Below are 16,065 nucleotides of genomic sequence, written 5' to 3'. Positions count from 1 at the left end.
GCCGTGCCACCGGACGCCGAGGCCGGCGGCGCCGGCGAGAAGGGCGGCCGGTCCTCCGCGAAGAGCGAGCAGACCCGCACGGTCATCCTGGAGACGGCTCTGCGCCTCTTCCAGGAGCGCGGTTACGACAGGACCACCATGCGGGCCATCGCCCAGGAGGCGGGCGTCTCGGTCGGCAACGCCTACTACTACTTCGCGGGCAAGGAGCACCTCGTCCAGGGGTTCTACGACCGCATCGGCGCGGAGCACCGGGCCGCCGCCCGGCTCGTCCTGGACCGCGAGACCGATCTGGAGGCCCGCCTCGCGGGCGTGCTGACGGCCTGGCTGGACGTGGCCACGCCGTACCACGAGTTCGCGGCGCAGTTCTTCAAGAACGCGGCGGACCCGGACAGTCCGCTCAGCCCCTTCTCGGCGGAGTCGGAACCGGCCCGCGACGCGGCCATCGCCCTCCACCGCGAGGTACTGACGGGCTCGAAGGCGAAGGTCCCCGAGGAGCTGGCGGACGCTCTGCCGGAGCTGATGTGGCTCTCCCAGATGGGCCTGGTCCTCTACTGGGTGTTCGACCGCACGCCGGACCGCGAGCGCACCCGCAGGCTCGCCCTCCGGGGCGCCCGGCTCACCACCCGGGGTGTGGCGCTGGCACGATTCCGGGTGCTGCGCCCGTTGGTGCGCGAGGTGCACGAGCTGTTCACGGACTTCCTGCCCGGGATGGCCTCGGCGGCGGTGGCGCACAAGAAGAGCTGACGGCCGCACGTCCGGCAAACCCCGGGGGAGCGCAGGGAGGAGCGGCGCGCGGCCACGCGCGGAAGAGAGCGGGTGCGTGGGGGCCGGGCAGCCATCTCCTTTGACATACCTATGACACCAGACCTAAGGTTCGGGTCATGCTCGCCCCCGGTACGTCCCCGCAGGACGACGACTCCGCAGCGTCCGCGCTCGCGTCGGTCCTGCCTGCGCTGAACCGGGCTCTCGACCGGCGGATCGCCCAGGACTTCCCGGGCCCCAAGCCGCCGGAGGGGCAGCTCGCGCTGCTGCGCTTCGTGTCGCAGTACGAGGGTTCCACCGTGCGTGAGGCGGCCGACGCGCTGCTGATGCGGCCGAACAACGTGAGCGCCCTGGTCTCCCGGCTCACCGGGTCCGGGCTGCTGGAACGCCGCCCCGACCCCGCGGACAAGCGGGTCGCCCACCTGTACCCGACACCCCGGGCCCGTCGTGAGCTCGCCGAGGTCCGGCGCCTCCAGGGGGTCCACCTCGCCCGTGCGCTGGAGTCCCTCACCGACGGCGAGCAGGACGCGCTGGGGTCCGCTCTCGGCGCGCTGAACTCGCTGACGGACGCGCTGCACCCGGCGCCCCCGGCCGAGTAACCCTCCCGCCCGGGACGTCTCCGGACCTCCCGCCCGCGCACCCCTCGTGGTGCCGCGGGCCCACCCGGCGTTCCCGGCCGCAGCTCCGCCGTACCCCCGGACATCCCGGGGGCGGACGGCGTGCGCCGGACTCCCCGGCACCACCCTCCCCGACCTCTCCCTGCGAAGGACACGGCACACCCATGCCCTCCACCACCGTGGATTCCTCCTCCCTGCCCGCTTCCGCCCCGCCACCGACGACGCCCGCGGTCACGGGCCGCCGCGCGAATCCGTGGCTGACGCTCATAGCCGTCGCCTTCGGCCTGTTCATGGTCCAGCTCGACGCGTCGGTCGTGGCCATCGCCAATCCCGAGATCGGCCGCGCCCTCAAGGCGTCCACGGCGGGCCTCCAGTGGGTGACCAACGCGTATCTGCTGGCCCTCGCCGCCTCGCTGATCCTGGGCGGCAAGCTCGGCGACCGGTTCGGCCGGCGCACCTACTACCTGGTGGGGGTCGTCGGGTTCACGCTCGCCTCGGTCGCCATCGGACTGTCCGGTTCGATCGAGGGGGTCATCGCGTTCCGGGCGCTCCAGGGCTTCTTCGGCGGTCTGCTGATGCCCAACACCCTGGGTCTGCTCCGCGCGGTCTTCCCGCCGCGCAAGTTCGGCATGGCGGTCGGCCTGTGGGCGATGGTCTCGGCCGTCTCCACGGCGCTCGGCCCGATCGTCGGCGGCCTGCTGGTCGAGCACGTGAGCTGGGAGTCGGTGTTCTGGATCAACGCGCCCATCGGCCTGCTCGCGGTGCTGGTCAGCGCGTTCGTCCTGCCGCAGAGCAAGGACTCCACCGGACACCACCGCTTCGACGTCGCCGGGGTGGTGCTCCTCGCGGCCGGGCTGATCTGCGTGGTGTTCGGGGTGGTCAAGGCCGAGACCTGGGGCTGGACTTCGGCCGCGACGCTCGCCACGGTCCTCGCCGGCGTCCTGGTCCTGGTGGGCTTCGCGTTCCACGAGACGCGGCAGGAGCATCCGCTGCTGCCGATGCGGCTGTTCCGTATCCGGTCCCTGACGGTCGGCACGGTCATCACCGCGCTGAACTTCTTCGTGCTGCTCGGCGTGATCTTCTTCGTGATGCTGTACCTCCAGAACGTGCGGGGCTTCTCGCCGGTGGAGGCCGGGGTGCGCACCCTGCCGCTCAGCCTCGCCTCGCTGGTGGCCTCCCCGCTGGGCGCCGCGCTGACGGGCCGTTTCGGCGCACGGCTGACCATGCCGCTGGGCATGGTGCTGCAGGCCGCCGCGACCTTCACCATGCTGACCTGGGACACCGGTTCGTCGTACGCGACGATGTGGCCGCCGTTCGTCGCGCTCGGCCTGGGGGTCGGCATGGTCCTCGCCGCTTCCTCGGACGCGATCGTGGGGCAGGCGCCGGTCAGGGACGGCGGTGTGGCGGGCGGCCTCCAGGCCACGGCGCTGCAGATCGGCGGGGCGCTGGGCACCTCGGTGCTGGTCTCGCTGATCAGCGGCCGGGTCGGCGCCACCCTCGTCGGTGAGCTGACCGGTGCGGGGGTACCCGCCCGGGTCGCGGAGGGCATGGCCGGGGCCGGTGACGCGGTGTCCATGGGCGTCGCCCCGGTGTCCGGCGCGATGTCCGCCCCGCTGCGCGCGGCCGTGGTGGAGGGCAGTGGGCAGGCGTTCATGAACGGTGTGCACACCGCCGTGACCGTCACCGGCGTGCTCTGCCTGTTCGGCGCGGTCGTCGCGGTGGTGGGCCTGCGCCGCGGGCCCACCGCGCACTGACGGGGCCCGCGCCCGGACGCGTACGTACGACGACGGCCCGCCCGCGGAGGGAATCCGCGGGCGGGCCGTCGTGCGAGTGATGTGCGGGTGGCCCGTGAGGGGCCGCCCGCCGGATCAGATGCGCTTCAGTTCCCAGAGGCGCCAGACGCCGGTGGCGTCGGAGAGGTACTGCGAGCCGGAGATCCCGGTCTTGGCGACGACGTAGTCCTTCTTCTGCCACAGCGGGACGAGCGGTACGTCCTCGCCGACGATGTCCTGGATCTTCTGGAAGTCGCTCGCGGTGCGGCTGCGGTCCTCGAACCCCTGGGTGTCGGAGACGAGGGCGTCCAGCTTGGGGTTGGAGTAGCCGTTGTGGAGGCTGCTGTCGGTGCCGACGAGCGGCCCGCCGAAGGTGTCGGGGTCCGGGTAGTCGGGGAGCCAGCCGACGGTGTACGCGTCGTACTTGCCGGACGCGTAACCCTTCTGGAAGTCCTCCCACTTGACCGCCTTGGCGTTGACCTCGAAGAGTCCGTCCTTCTCCAGCTGGCGCTTGATCTCGGCGGTCTCCGCGGTGCTCGCGCCGTCCGCGCGGTACGCGAAGTCGATGTGCAGCGGGGTCTGGACGCCGGCTTCCTGCAGCAGTTCCTCGGCCTTGCTCGCGTCGGGCTGCGGGTAGTCGTCGAAGAACGGCGTCGAGTGGCCGATGGAGCCCTGCGGGATCAGGGAGTAGAGCGGCTCGACCGTGGAGTCGTAGACGTCGCTCACCAGCGGACCGCGGTCGATGGTCCAGGCGATGGCCTGCCGGACGCGCTTGTCCGAAAGCTTGGCGCCCGGACGGACGTTGAAGACGAGGTTGCGGATCTCGGCGCTGTCCGTCTCGGTGACCTGGACCTCGGGATCGGCCGGGTTGATCTTGCTGATCTCGGCCGGCGGCAGCTGGCGGTGGGTCACGTCGAGGCCGCCCGCCTTCCAGGCGGCGAGGAGCTTGTCCGAGGTCTCGTAGTACCGGACGTCGATCGCCGCGTTGACGTGTTTGATCGCACCCCGGTAGCGGGAGTTGGGCGTGAGCGAGACCTTGACGCCGTCCTCGTAGGACTTCAGGACGTACGGCCCGGAGCCGTCCACCTTGTTGTCCGTACGGATCTTGTCCTTCGGGTACGCCGCCGAGTCGACGATCGCGCCCGCGCCGGTGGCGAGCTTCGCGGGGAAGGTCGCGTCACGGGCGGACAGGTTGAAGGTGATGGTGCGGCCGTCGGCGACCACGTTCCGCAGGCTCGGGAAGAGCACCGCCGGACCGACGTCCGAGTTGATCTTCATCATCCGGTCGAAGGAGAACTTGACGTCCTTCGCCGTGACCTTGTGGCCGTTGGAGAAGGTCAGGTCGTCCCGCAGCGTGCAGCGGTACGTGGTGAGCTTCTGGCCGATGAACCCGCAGCTCTCGGCGGCATCCGGCTCGGGGACGATGGCTCCGGACTTGAACGTCATCAGAGTCTGGTACAGGTTGCTGAAGAGGGACCAGGATCCCGCGTCGTACGCACCCGCCGGGTCGAGCGAGGTGACCTCGTCGGCAGTACCCACAGTAATCGGCTTGCCACCCCCCTCGTCGGAGGGGAGAAGCTGCCAGGCCCCGACCCCTGCGATGATCAGTACCGCGCATATCGCAAGAATCCGTACCCGGATCGAACGCATTGCCGTGCTCTCCCTTACCAGCCCCGCCGCGGTCGACGCACGCATACACGCACATCACCGCATGTTCGCGCTCACTCAATCACACGATTTTCGCAACTGGAAGCCCAAACGGGTGACAGACGGGCTTTTGGTTGACACTTGAAACGCACGACGTCAAGAGGCCCATTTCACCTGCCCATTGAGTGGGACAGCCGTCACTCGGGGTGACGAAAACAGGCCGACGAGGGGGTGCGGTCGCCGAACTGACGTATCACCATGTCGACTTTCACGCACCGGGCTTCGACACCAGGAACCTGCACCGAAGGTGCATACCGGAGTTACCGGTGAAAAGTGGATGGATCAGGCCTGCCGGGAGGCGAGTTCCACCACGGTGATGTCGGAGGGCGCTCCGACACGGACCGGCGGGCCCCAGGCGCCCGCGCCGCGCGAGACGTAGAGCTGGGTGTCGCCGTACCGTTCGAGCCCGGCGACGGTCGGGTTGGCGAGCTCCGCGACGAGGTTTCCGGGCCAGAGCTGGCCGCCGTGGGTGTGGCCGGAGAGCTGGAGGTCGACGCCGTGCGCGACGGCGTCGTCGATGACGACCGGCTGGTGGGCGAGGAGAACGGCGGCCCGCGCCGGGTCCCGGCCGCCGAGCGCGCGGTCGAAGTCGGGCCCCTGCCCCTCGCTCTCCCCGGCGACGTCGTTGACCCCGGCCAGGTCGAAGCCGTCGATCTCCACCCGGGCGTTCTCCAGCGGGTGCAGCCCCAGTTCGCGTACGTGGGCGACCCACTCGGCGGCACCGGAGAAGTACTCGTGGTTGCCGGTGACGAAGAAGCTGCCGTGCCGGGCTTCCAGCTGCGCCAGCGGTTCGGCGGCGGACCCGAGGTCCTCGACCGAACCGTCCACCAGATCGCCGACGACCGCGATCAGGTCGGGCCGGGTCGCGTTGACCGCGTCGACCACGCGCCGGGTGTGGGCGCGGCCGAGAATCGGACCGAGGTGGATGTCGCTGACGACCGCGATCCGGAAGCCGTGCGCGGAACGCGGCAGCTTCGCCAGCGGCACGGTGATCCGCTTCGTGCGGGGGCCGCGCAGCACGCCGTAGGTGCCGTACCCGACCGTCCCGAACCCCGCGACGGCCGCCGCACCGCCGACCGCCCGCGCGACGAAGAGGCGCCGCGACGGGGCGGGACCGACGGAAAGCGGGGCGTCGGAAGGCCGGGCGTCGCAAGGCGGAGCGTCCGACGCCGGGGCAGCGGGGTCCGGGGCCGCGGGCTCCGGGGCCGTACGGGCGGGGGCGCCGGACCGCACGAGCGCGTCGGCGCTCTCCCGGGCGGTGCCGCCACCACTCTCAGCGGCGTACTCCGGCCGGCGGCGGCCGAGGAACCGGCGGAGCACCGGCCGGACGACCTCGCCGACGAGCAGCGCGAGCGTGAGGTAGAGCAGGCAGGCGAGCCAGAGGTATCCGGGCCAGGCGAGCACCCGTTGCAGCCGGAAGGGGGCGCCGGCCTGGCCCGAGACGAGCGCGCCGGCACTGAGCACCGGCAGCACGAAGGCGGCGACCGTGCCCAGGTGCCGGAGCGCGGAACCCGGAGCGGTGGTGTCACCGACGAAACGGCGCCACAGATAGCGGTGCACGCCGACGAGCAGCGCCACCACCACGATCAGAACCACCGCGAACACCACGGCCACTGCCACACCCCCGCCCGATGCAGCCGCACACGTGCTCCGTACGGCTCGTTCAGCGCATGCTAAGGGTCCTGGGCGAGGAGGGCACATGACGGCCGGCGGCACCCGCGCGACGGGCGGCGCGGCGGCGGAGCTCCGGGGCGCGCTGCGCGCGACGGCCGATCCGGTCCGGGCCGGGCGGGAGGGAGCGCGCGCACCCGCGCAGCGGGCCGCGCCCGTGGAGGTGCCGGTGCAGTACGCGGGGGCGCTCACCGCCTCCGGCCCGGGGGCGGTGAGCGGCTGAAGACCGCCCGCAGAAAGACTGTGCGGGCCTTCGTCCGGATCGGGAGACGAAAGGCCCTACGCGCGTTCGGTGCGGAGCGCCTTGAGTCCGCGGAACCCGATGACGCCCACAGCCGTCCCCAAGAGGAACGAGGTGATCGCGAGGAGCAGGTGGACCCAGAAGTAGGCGGTCGGATCGCCCGCGTCGTCGAACGCGAGTCCGCTGCCGTCCTTCCACAGGTTCTTGGCGAAGGTGAGCCATGCGAAACTACCCAGGACCACTTCACCCCGCCAAGAAAGCCCAGGTCACAGGCCCAATGACACCGTTCGTCTCCGCCAATGTCCCAGACGACCAACTTGACGTGGTGCGGGTGTACTTGTACGCCCGTCAGTCATCCGGTCGCGCTGACGGCTCCGAGATATCCACCGAAGCCCAGCTTGCCGCCGGTCGCGCGCTCGTGGCTTCCCGCTCCCTGCAAGGTGTGCCCTGGGTCATAGCCGGCGAGTTCGTAGACGTTGGCCGGTCCGGGTGGGACCCGAACGTCATACGCGCCGACTTCGAAGACATGATGACCGGCATCCGCGCCGGCGAAGCAGACGTTGTCGTCGTGAACGAGCTTTCCCGGCTCACGCGCAAGGGCGCACACGACGCGCTTGAAATTGATAAAGAGTTCAAGAACCACGGCGTGCGGTTCATGTCGGTTCTGGAACCGTTCCTTGACACGTCCACGCCTATCGGTGTGGCAATCTTCGCCCTGATCGCGGCACTTGCCAAGCAGGACAGCGACTTGAAAGCCGAACGGCTGCGGGGCGCGAAGGCCGAGATTGCCGCACTGGGTGGCGTGCATTCCTCAACAGCCCCGTTCGGCATGAGGGCTGTCCGCAAGAAGGTTGGCAACATCGTCATTTCGGTACTGGAGCCGGATGAGGACAACCCCGCACATGTCGAGTTGGTAGAGAGAATGGTGACGATGTGCGAGACGGGAATCGCGGATAACAAGATCGCAACAACCTTCCACGGAGAGGGAATAACCCCGCCGGGCGCGACCGAAAAGCGCGCAACGGAAAACCGCCTGAAGTCCATCGCGGCCCGTCGCCTTGACAAAGCAGAAACGCCGATCGTGTGGCGCGCACAAACCGTCCGATGGATTCTCAACCACCCCGGCATAGGTGGGTTCGCGTACGAGCGCGTGAAGCACGGGAAGTCGTACGTGAACGTGATCCGGCGCGACGAAACGGGAAAGCCCCTGACGCCGCACACGGGGATAATCAGCGGTTCGCGGTGGCTTGCCCTAAACGAGCTGCGCTCGAAGAAGGTAAATCCCGCTCGCAAGCCGGGAGCGGACTCCATTCCTTCGCTACTGGCCGGATGGCGTTTCCTGGGGTGCCACATTTGCAAGGGCTCGATGACCAAAAACGCGAGCGGCAAAATGCGTAACGGCTCGCCCGCCAACCCCCAATACATGTGCGCCAACCCGAAGGGGCATGGGGGTATGGCGGTCATCATGTCCACCCTGGACAACTACGTTGCGCAACGCGTCTGGGCACGTCTCGCCACGGTGGACATGGAAGACGAGAACGACCGGGCATGGGTCGCGGTTGCCGCCCAACGCTTTGCGCTGCAAAACAACCTTGCAGGCGTGGCGGACGACCGGCGGGAAACCAAAGCGCACCTTGACAACGTGACGCGCTCGATTAAGGAACTGCAAGCCGACCGTCAGGCGGGGCTGTACCAGGGGCGCGACGAACTTCAAACGTGGCGCGCGACCATGCAGCAGTACCGGACGTACGAAGCCGACTGCAAGACGCGGCTTGACGAACTGGACGAGAAGATCAACAGCAGCACCACCGTGCCAATGGAGTGGTTCAACGGTGAGGACCCGATGAGCAAGGAAAACCCGTGGTCGAAGTGGGACGTGTACGCGCGGCGCGAGTTCCTGAGCTTCTTCCTTGACTCCGTGTCCGTGAGCGGCGGGATGAACATGGAGACGAAGAAGCGCATACCGATAGAAGAGCGCGTCCACTTCAAGTGGGCGGAGCTGCACACGGAAGACGAAGATGAGGCGACCGAAGCAGAGCTAGCAGCCCTGTAACCGCCCTCAGCGAAGGGGCGCCGGCCAACCCAGGCTGGTGCCCCTTTTCGTGCGGCCCATGGTGTTTAGTTAGTCTAACTACTGGTTCCTTCGTCACGACAGCGGACAGCCGAACGGGCCCGGAGCTGGGCGGAGTGATGCAGTGACGGAGTTCTTTAAAATCCTGAATCACACCTACACATACAAGGGACAACCACGATTTCGGGGCACTGCGTCTCTGCGTCACGCGCCCGCTCGCTGCTGCCCGTCAGGTATCTCACTCCCTTCATATAGGTAGAGGGAAAGCGCACCGCGCATCTAGTAGCGGAACGCTCCGGCGGTCTGAGTGCGCTCCCTTATTCCCGGGTTCTCCGTCGTCTCTCCCGACGTTGAGACCCGTTGAGACGGCTCCGGCGGTGGCTTCAATCCCCACTCCGGACCGTCGCGCTTCCGTAGCTCAACGGATAGAGCACTGGGCCCATAACCCGGGGGTTGCTGGTTCAAATCCAGCCGGAAGTACGCTGGGAAGACACGCGTTTGGTCCGTGGGCCTTCGGTCGTTAGACAGGCCGTGTAAGTGACAGTCGGGGCGTGTCGGGTGTGGGTTGGTTGCCCCCACCGCGTCGCAAGATCAGTTCGGCTTGGGCGCAGCTTCGCCCCTCACGCGGCCCCCTCGAAGCATGGGGCGTAAGGCGTGTCGGGCGGGGCTCAGACTTCGTTGAAAGGGGCTGGGCCTATGAGCGGGTACACGTGGGCTTGGCTCGTGTGGTTGGGCGCGTTCGTCGCCATTGAGGGCCGCGCGCTCTTCAACCGGTCAGCCGGCGACACGCTGAGCGAGCACGTGTGGTCGTGGTTCGCGGTGAAGGGTAGTGCTGACCCCACGGGTTGGGTTCGTCTTCGCCGCTTCACGCTGCTTGCGTTCATGGCGTGGCTCAGTGCCCACTTCCTGACCGGCGGGCGCTTCTAAAGGGGTAGGGGGGTGTTCCTCCCTGTATGCCCCCGTTCGGATAGGGGGGGGTGCCCGTGCGCACACGCTGTTTGGACTGCCGGGGGTGGGCCACCCATGAGGGTCGGTGCCGCACCCATCACGCGGACTACAACGCACGGCGCAGCATCAAGGGGCACAGCAAGCGGCGGGCGGCTATCGCTCGTGGCAACAACGCTGCTGCGAAGCTGAGGCGCGCTGTACGTGCGGCGGGCGGGACCAACTGTGCGCACTGCACTGGGTGGTTCGTGGGCAGTGAGCTGGACATCGACCACGTGAAGCCGCTCGCCCTGGGCGGTGAGGACGTGGAGAGCAACGTGCAGCCTCTGTGCAAGCGATGCCACCGCATCAAGACGGCCATCGACTTCGGGAAGCGCCCCTTCTAGGGGGAGAGCGGTCCGGAAGTCCACGGCTCAGGGTCTCAGCGATCCCGGCCCCAGCTCGCCGTACGCGCGCTAGGTGAGGCGCCGGACCCATGCCCCCCAACGACCACGACCCTTGCAGCGACTGGGCAAGCGCCACTTCGGCACGCTGAGAATGGGTCTGTTAACGACCCGTTAAGGGGGTGCTATGAGTCGCGCGAAGGCCCCGGAGCTGCGTACGGGGAACGCCAACACGTCGGCGTCTGCTGCGGCCCCTGTCGTGTACGAGGGTCGAGCGCCCCGGGTGCCCGCTCATCTGAAGAGCACGGGCAAGGACGTGTGGCGCAACGTGTGGTCGGCCGGCATGGGTGCGTACTCCCCTGAGACCGACCGCAACGTCATCTTGCGGTACTGCGAACTGCACGACCGACGCGCGGACTTGCTCGCCCTTGTCGCTGCGGACGGCTACATGTCCGAGGGTTACAACGGTCAGCCCGTCGCGCACCCGATGCTTCGCTACGTGGAGTCCACGGAGAAGGAACTCCGCTCGATTGAGACGGCTATCGGCTTCACGCCGGAAGCGCGTTTGCGCCTGGGCATCGTCGCCGCTGAGGCACGGAAGGTGTCTGCGGGTCCTGAGGACTTCTGAGCACAGCAAAGCGCCCCCAGGTTCCCCCAGGGGCGCGCTCTACCGGATGACTGATCAGGCTCGTTCCGCCATCCAACGTTCGTCTTCCTCGGTGGCTTCCGCCCACTGCTTCACGTGGCTCTTCACCGTGCGTTCCGCTTCCTCCCCGCCGATGTCGTGCGACTGGCGGAGCGCCATCAAGGCAACGTCTGTGTAGGCGAAGATGCGGCCGTTCAGTTCGGCGCGCTTGACGCGGTCAGCCGCCCGGGTGCTGCTGCCGGTCGCCGCTTTCAGTCGGGTATCCCGCGTGGCACTGGCCACCGCAGATACGTAGATGCGGCTGTACCCCTCCGCTTCGAGTTCGCCTCGAAGCCATCCCCTGTGATTCATGCCGCGCCCCTTCGTCGTTCGTTGCCGTGGTCGTGAACATAGCTAATCACGTGATGACACGCAAGGAGTACCGGTGGCTGAGATTGATCCGGTCATCGCCCGGCACATACCCGCCGACGCCGCGTTCCCTTCTGAGGGGTACCGGGTCGCGCGCTGGATTGAAGAGTTTTGTTACCTCACCGGCTCGTTCGCCGGTCAGAAGTTCCGGTTGCTCCCGTGGCAACGCGCGTTGCTCGTGGACGCGTACGAGCTGACTCAGGACACCTTCGGCCGGTGGCGCCGGAAGCATCGGACCGTAGTCGTCTGCGTGGCGCGCAAGAACGGCAAGTCCACGATCGCCGCCGCCATCATGCTTTACCACCTGATCGCGGACCGGGGCGACTCTCAGCGTCAGGTGATCGCTGCGGCAAATGACAGAAATCAGGCGCGGATGGTTTTTGATTCCGCGAAGCAGATGGTGAACGCTTCCCCGAAGCTGTCTGCCGTCTGCAACGTCCAGCGCGACGTGATTAGGTACAAAGACAACACATACCGCGTCGTCTCGGCGGACGCCGGACGGCAACAGGGTCTCAACCCCGCCGCTGTCTCGCTGGATGAATACGCGTTCTCTAAGAACTCCGATCTCTTCGACGCGCTGACGCTCGGTTCCGCCGCGCGCTCTCAGCCCATGTTCCTGATCATTTCGACCGCCGGCCCCGATCCGGACGGGCCCTTTGCCGCCCTGTGTGAACAGGGTGAGCGCGTCAACTCCGGCGAAGCCGATGACCCAACGCTTTTCTACCGGTCGTGGGGGCCCAAGCTGGGCCAGACGGTGGATCACCTTGACCCCGACGTGTGGGCGGCATGCAATCCGTCGTACGAGATTTTGAATCCGGACGACTTCAAAGCTGCTGCTCAGCGGAGTACGGAAGCCTCCTTTCGCATCTACCGTCTGTCGCAGTTCGTTCGGGGTGCATCTACGTGGTTGCCGCACGGCTTGTGGGATTCCCTGGCCGCGCCGGATGACCCGTTGGAGCCGGGCGACGAAGTCGTGTTGGGGTTCGATGGGTCATGGAAGGGTGACAGCACAGCGCTAGTCGCTACCCGCGTGCGGGACTTGAAGGTGTTCGTTCTGGGGCACTGGGAAGCCCCGGCAGATGACGTGCATTGGCGTGTCCCCATGGCGGATGTGCGCGACGCGCTGTACGAAGCGTTGGGCGCCTACCGGGTACGCACCTTGGTCGCCGACCCGTACCGCTGGGAAGAGACGCTAGACAACTTGGAAGCCGAAGGGTTCCCGGTTGAGGCGTTCCCGACTAACTCTTTGAAGCGCATGATCCCGGCGACTCAGGCCGTGTACGACGCTTGCCGTGACGGCCGGCTGTGCCACGACGGTAATCCCGCGCTCGCCCGCCATATCGGCAATGCAGTGCTGCGGGAGGACAAGAACGGCGCGCGCGTTACGAAGGAATACGCGGCAAGCCGTCGAAAGATCGACCTTGCCATAGCAATGATTCTCGCTGTCCACGGCGCGATCATGTGGCGCGAAGACAACGGACTCCGCACAGATACCGCGATTGTCGCGACCTGGGAGACGGGCGGTCAGGTTTTCACTACCGGCCTGCCCGACGTGGACGACTTCTTCTCTGACATCTGAACCTAATCACCGTGATTAGGTCCCGACCCAAAGGGGGCCCACGGTGGGTTTTTGGTCTGCGCTCTTCGGGCGGGGCGGCTCTCCAGCGCTGGAACAGGCACGGAGCTGGGAACCCTATGACCCGTCGATGTACAGCCTGGGGGCGGTGGCAGCGTCCGGCGAGCGAGTTACGCCGCATGAGGCGCTTCAGGTCTCGGCCGTGTTCGGCTGCGTCCGGCTGCTGTCCGAGACGATCGCAACGCTTCCGCTCACCGTGTACAGCAAGCGGGGCGGGGTACGGCGGGAAATCGACTCGCCGGAGTGGATCGACTACCCGAACGCGGAGCCGGGCGGTATGGGCCGCATCGACATTCTGTCTCAGACCGTGCTTTCTCTTCTGCTGGACGGTAACGCCTTTCTGGCCGTGCGGTGGCAGGGTCCGAACGTTGCCGGGCTGGACGTGCTCGACCCCACGAAAATCCATGTGCACATGGTGCAGACGGAGCCGAACGGGTTGCGCCGCAAGGTGTTTGAGGCGTTCGACGTGGACGCGGACGGCAACGAAGTGTTGCTTGGGTGGTTCACGCCACGCGATGTTCTGCACATTCCGGCGATGATGCTTCCCGGCGAGTTCGTCGGGTGCTCCCCCATTACGTACGCACGTGAGTCCATCGGCTTGGCCCTTGCCTCACAGAAGTACGGCAGCAAGTTTTTTGCGAGCGGCGCCATGCCGGGGGCCGTGGTCGAAGTCCCGGGGGCCATGTCTGAGGAAGGTCTCGCCCGTGCTCGTGAAGCGTGGCGCGCTGCGAACTCCGGTGTGGACAACGCGCACCGTGTGGCACTGCTGACCGAAGGGGCGAAGTTCTCGAAGGTCGCCATGTCGCCGGACGAAGCTCAGTTCTTGCAGACGCGACAGTTTCAGGTTCCGGAGATCGCGCGCATTTTTGGCGTGCCGCCTCACCTGATTTCCGACGCTACGAACTCGACTTCGTGGGGCTCCGGACTCGCCGAGCAGAACATCGCGTTTTCCATGTTCTCTCTGCGCCCGTGGCTTGAGCGTATTGAGTCTGGCCTGAATCGGCTTCTGTTCGCGGAGACAGCGGACCGGAAGAAGTTCGTGAAATTCAACCTGGATGAGATCAAGCGCGGGGCGCCGAAAGAGCGCATGGAGCTTTGGTCACTGGGTCTTCAGAACGGCATTTACAGCATTGACGAAGTGCGCGCCGCTGAGGACATGTCGCCGCTCCCTGACGGGCTGGGCGAGTCGTACCGCGTGCCGCTGAACCTGGGCGCCGTGGATGAGGAAGAGCCGGAGCCGGAGCCTACTCCGCCGGCTGTTGAAACACCCCCGACTACTGAGCCGGACGCGGAGCCGGACGAGTCGGATGACGAAGGGCCCACTGAAGATGACGGAGACGCGTGAGCGTCGGATAGCAGTCGGGGCACTCGAAGAGCGCGCGTCAGATGACGGGCGCATTTCTATGCGCGGGTACGCGTACCGGTTCAACGAGCTGAGTCACGACCTGGGCGGCTTTCGGGAACGGATCGTCCCTGGGGCGGGTGGCCCGTCGCTGCGACAGAACGACGTGTACGCGACCTTCAACCACGACGCGCGAAGCCTTCTGGGGCGAACTTCGTCCGGCACGCTGCGAGTTGGGGAGGATCGTGAGGGCGGTTGGTATGAGGTTGATCTACCGAACACGACGGTTGGTCGTGATGTCGCTGAGCTTCTGAAGCGCGGCGACCTGAAGGGATCAAGCTTTACGTTCCGCGTGCTCGACGGCGGGCAGCGTCGGTCCGACGAAGACGACGCGGAAACGGGTCTGCCCGTTCGCGAGATTACCGCCATGGACGTTTCGGAGCTGGGCCCGGTTGTGAACCCGGCTTACCCGACCACGCAAGCATCGCTTCGCAGCATCGAACAGACGCTGTGCATTGGGGAGTTCGCGCCCCCGGCCAAAGAGCGCGATTCCCAGCCTGAGGGCATAGCCCCGGCTTCTCACCTTGACGCGCGTGCACTCGTCCGCGCTCTTTTTCTGTAGGGGGCACTACATGGACGCTACTACCCTTAGCGCCAACTTTGACGCGCGCGAGCGTGCGACCGCCGAACTCCGGGCGCTCACCGACGAGTTCGCGGGCAAGCCGATGGACGCGGATGCGACCGGCAAGGAAGAGCGGCTTCTTACTGCGATTGCCGACTTCGACGGTCGCATCAAGCGCGGTATCGAAGCCATCAAGGCTACGGACGCGGTGACCTCCCTTCTCGCCGGCCTCCCGGGTTCCGGCTCCGGCGCCCAGCGGTCCGCCGACGTGGACGACAACGCGACTCTTCGTCTGGGCAACCTGGGCGAGGCTCGTTCCTTCGAGTTCGCCCCTGAGAAGCGCGACGGCACGAAGGCCGGTAACCCGAACGTTCTGAGCCGGACCCTTTACGGTCAGCTCATCGCCCAGGCGGTGGAGCGGTCCGCGATCATGCGCGGTGGCGCTTCGACCTTCAGCACGTCGGACGCGAACCCGATGGACTTCACGGTCGTTACCGGGCGCTCTTCGGCTGCAATCGTTGGTGAGGGTCAGCCGATTCCGGAGTCCTACCCGACCACGATTCAGCGGAGCATGACCGGCTTCAAGTACGGTCACGGCGCCGTAGTTTCGTACGAGTTCGCGACCGATCAGGTTCTTGACCTTGTCGGCTTCCTCGTGTCCGACGCTGGTCCGGCCATTGGTGACGCCATGGCGCGACACTTCCTGACCGGCACCGGTACGGGTCAGCCGCGCGGCATCCTGACCGACGCTTCCCCGGCCAACGCCACCTTCGCGACGACCGACACCGACACCACCGTTTCCGATGCGCTGATCGATCTTTTCTATGAGGTTCCGTCTTCGTACCGCGCCAACGCGAAGTTCGTCGTGAACGATCTTCGGGCCGCGCAGATGCGGAAGCTCAAGGGTGCTGACGGCCAGTATCTTTGGCAGTCCAGCGTTCAGGTTGGCGCTCCGGACACCTTCAACGGCAAGGCGGTTGAGACCGACGAAGGCATGCCCGTTGACAAGGTTCTGTTCGCGGACCTGAGCAAGTACCGCGTCCGCTTCTCCGGCCCGCTTCGCGTTGACCGTTCGACGGATGTCAAGTTCTCCACCGATCAGATCGTCTACCGCTTCCTTCAGCGCGCTGACGGTCTGCTTGTGGACACCCGGGGCGCGAAGGTTCTGACCGTCGCCTGATCCTGCCGACTGGGGCGGGCCTAATCACGGTGATTAGGTCCGCCCTCCCTGAGAGGGGGCCG

The 16,065-nt window shown here is 66.9% G+C and carries 16 protein-coding genes and 1 tRNA gene; 13 read left to right on the top strand and 4 right to left on the bottom strand.

Annotated features, from left to right (window positions below; genetic code table 11):
- Positions 1–3: 3 nt before the first annotated feature.
- The 3 genes from ACFZAX_RS09540 (at position 4) to ACFZAX_RS09530 (ending at position 3,133) form a co-directional block, all read left to right on the top strand.
- Positions 4–744 carry a TetR family transcriptional regulator gene (locus tag ACFZAX_RS09540; protein WP_390960518.1) on the top strand — a complete coding sequence of 247 codons (741 nt, stop codon included), beginning with the start codon at positions 4–6 and terminating at the stop codon, positions 742–744.
- Positions 745–881: 137 nt separating this feature from the next.
- The gene (locus ACFZAX_RS09535) at positions 882–1,361 is read left to right on the top strand and encodes a MarR family transcriptional regulator (RefSeq protein ID WP_390960400.1); all 480 of its coding nucleotides are present in this window, start codon (positions 882–884) and stop codon (positions 1,359–1,361) included.
- 182 nt (positions 1,362–1,543) lie between these two features.
- Complete coding sequence (locus ACFZAX_RS09530; RefSeq protein WP_390960399.1) at positions 1,544–3,133, top strand: DHA2 family efflux MFS transporter permease subunit; 1,590 nt, start codon at positions 1,544–1,546, stop codon at positions 3,131–3,133.
- Between the two features lie 114 nt (positions 3,134–3,247).
- On the opposite strand, the gene ACFZAX_RS09525 is transcribed toward ACFZAX_RS09530, so the two are convergent.
- A complete protein-coding gene (locus tag ACFZAX_RS09525) occupies positions 3,248–4,801 on the bottom strand; it encodes an ABC transporter substrate-binding protein (protein WP_390960516.1) in 1,554 nt (517 codons plus the stop codon).
- 339 nt (positions 4,802–5,140) lie between these two features.
- Positions 5,141–6,466, bottom strand: a complete 1,326-nt coding sequence (locus ACFZAX_RS09520; protein WP_390960515.1) for a metallophosphoesterase — start codon at positions 6,464–6,466, stop codon at positions 5,141–5,143.
- A gap of 91 nt (positions 6,467–6,557) precedes the next feature.
- On the opposite strand from ACFZAX_RS09520, the gene ACFZAX_RS09515 reads away from it, so the two are divergent.
- Positions 6,558–6,752: a hypothetical protein gene (locus ACFZAX_RS09515; RefSeq protein ID WP_390960398.1), complete on the top strand. Its 195-nt coding sequence runs from the start codon at positions 6,558–6,560 to the stop codon at positions 6,750–6,752.
- Positions 6,753–6,808: 56 nt separating this feature from the next.
- Here ACFZAX_RS09515 and ACFZAX_RS09510 read toward each other — a convergent pair whose 3' ends face one another.
- A complete protein-coding gene (locus tag ACFZAX_RS09510) occupies positions 6,809–7,012 on the bottom strand; it encodes an SCO4848 family membrane protein (protein ID WP_390960397.1) in 204 nt (67 codons plus the stop codon).
- Positions 7,013–7,047: 35 nt separating this feature from the next.
- Between ACFZAX_RS09510 and ACFZAX_RS09505 the strand changes: the two genes are divergently transcribed.
- The 5 genes from ACFZAX_RS09505 to ACFZAX_RS09485 all read left to right on the top strand — a co-directional run bounded on the left by ACFZAX_RS09505 (position 7,048) and on the right by ACFZAX_RS09485 (position 10,797).
- Entirely contained in the window at positions 7,048–8,823 is a 1,776-nt protein-coding gene (locus ACFZAX_RS09505; protein ID WP_390960396.1) for a recombinase family protein, read from the top strand.
- Positions 8,824–9,248: 425 nt separating this feature from the next.
- A tRNA-Met gene (locus tag ACFZAX_RS09500) sits at positions 9,249–9,321 on the top strand.
- A gap of 216 nt (positions 9,322–9,537) precedes the next feature.
- Positions 9,538–9,768 carry a hypothetical protein gene (locus ACFZAX_RS09495; protein WP_390960395.1) on the top strand — a complete coding sequence of 77 codons (231 nt, stop codon included), beginning with the start codon at positions 9,538–9,540 and terminating at the stop codon, positions 9,766–9,768.
- A gap of 50 nt (positions 9,769–9,818) precedes the next feature.
- A complete protein-coding gene (locus ACFZAX_RS09490; protein WP_390960394.1) occupies positions 9,819–10,172 on the top strand; it encodes an HNH endonuclease in 354 nt (117 codons plus the stop codon).
- Between the two features lie 256 nt (positions 10,173–10,428).
- Positions 10,429–10,797, top strand: a complete 369-nt coding sequence (locus ACFZAX_RS09485; protein ID WP_390960514.1) for a phage terminase small subunit P27 family — start codon at positions 10,429–10,431, stop codon at positions 10,795–10,797.
- A gap of 54 nt (positions 10,798–10,851) precedes the next feature.
- Here the strand turns inward: ACFZAX_RS09485 and ACFZAX_RS09480 are convergent, their stop codons facing one another.
- The gene (locus ACFZAX_RS09480; protein WP_390960393.1) at positions 10,852–11,166 is read right to left on the bottom strand and encodes a hypothetical protein; all 315 of its coding nucleotides are present in this window, start codon (positions 11,164–11,166) and stop codon (positions 10,852–10,854) included.
- A 73-nt stretch (positions 11,167–11,239) separates the two neighbouring features.
- Between ACFZAX_RS09480 and ACFZAX_RS09475 the strand changes: the two genes are divergently transcribed.
- From ACFZAX_RS09475 to ACFZAX_RS09460, 4 genes are all read left to right on the top strand, one after another.
- A complete protein-coding gene (locus ACFZAX_RS09475; protein ID WP_390960392.1) occupies positions 11,240–12,802 on the top strand; it encodes a terminase large subunit domain-containing protein in 1,563 nt (520 codons plus the stop codon).
- A 127-nt stretch (positions 12,803–12,929) separates the two neighbouring features.
- Positions 12,930–14,204 carry a phage portal protein gene (locus ACFZAX_RS09470; RefSeq protein WP_390960391.1) on the top strand — a complete coding sequence of 425 codons (1,275 nt, stop codon included), beginning with the start codon at positions 12,930–12,932 and terminating at the stop codon, positions 14,202–14,204.
- Positions 14,188–14,823 carry an HK97 family phage prohead protease gene (locus ACFZAX_RS09465; RefSeq protein ID WP_390960390.1) on the top strand — a complete coding sequence of 212 codons (636 nt, stop codon included), beginning with the start codon at positions 14,188–14,190 and terminating at the stop codon, positions 14,821–14,823. Before ACFZAX_RS09470 ends, ACFZAX_RS09465 begins: the two co-directional genes overlap by 17 nt.
- Positions 14,824–14,833: 10 nt before the next feature.
- A complete protein-coding gene (locus ACFZAX_RS09460) occupies positions 14,834–16,003 on the top strand; it encodes a phage major capsid protein (protein ID WP_390960389.1) in 1,170 nt (389 codons plus the stop codon).
- Positions 16,004–16,065 lie beyond the last annotated feature (62 nt).

The sequence above is a fragment of the Streptomyces sp. NPDC008125 genome, from assembly GCF_042957125.1.
Classification (GTDB): domain Bacteria; phylum Actinomycetota; class Actinomycetes; order Streptomycetales; family Streptomycetaceae; genus Streptomyces.
This window is presented reverse-complemented; position numbering and strand designations above follow the sequence as displayed.

Bases quoted from the DNA above. Each gene is read 5' to 3' on its own strand.
- ACFZAX_RS09505 (WP_390960396.1), top strand. From the start codon at position 7,048: ATGACACCGTTCGTCTCCGCCAATGTCCCAGACGACCAACTTGACGTG.
- ACFZAX_RS09525 (WP_390960516.1), bottom strand. From the start codon at position 4,801: ATGCGTTCGATCCGGGTACGGATTCTTGCGATATGCGCGGTACTGATC.
- ACFZAX_RS09460 (WP_390960389.1), top strand. From the start codon at position 14,834: ATGGACGCTACTACCCTTAGCGCCAACTTTGACGCGCGCGAGCGTGCG.
- ACFZAX_RS09535 (WP_390960400.1), top strand. From the start codon at position 882: ATGCTCGCCCCCGGTACGTCCCCGCAGGACGACGACTCCGCAGCGTCC.
- ACFZAX_RS09470 (WP_390960391.1), top strand. From the start codon at position 12,930: ATGTACAGCCTGGGGGCGGTGGCAGCGTCCGGCGAGCGAGTTACGCCG.
- ACFZAX_RS09480 (WP_390960393.1), bottom strand. From the start codon at position 11,166: ATGAATCACAGGGGATGGCTTCGAGGCGAACTCGAAGCGGAGGGGTAC.
- ACFZAX_RS09515 (WP_390960398.1), top strand. From the start codon at position 6,558: ATGACGGCCGGCGGCACCCGCGCGACGGGCGGCGCGGCGGCGGAGCTC.
- ACFZAX_RS09465 (WP_390960390.1), top strand. From the start codon at position 14,188: ATGACGGAGACGCGTGAGCGTCGGATAGCAGTCGGGGCACTCGAAGAG.
- ACFZAX_RS09530 (WP_390960399.1), top strand. From the start codon at position 1,544: ATGCCCTCCACCACCGTGGATTCCTCCTCCCTGCCCGCTTCCGCCCCG.
- ACFZAX_RS09495 (WP_390960395.1), top strand. From the start codon at position 9,538: ATGAGCGGGTACACGTGGGCTTGGCTCGTGTGGTTGGGCGCGTTCGTC.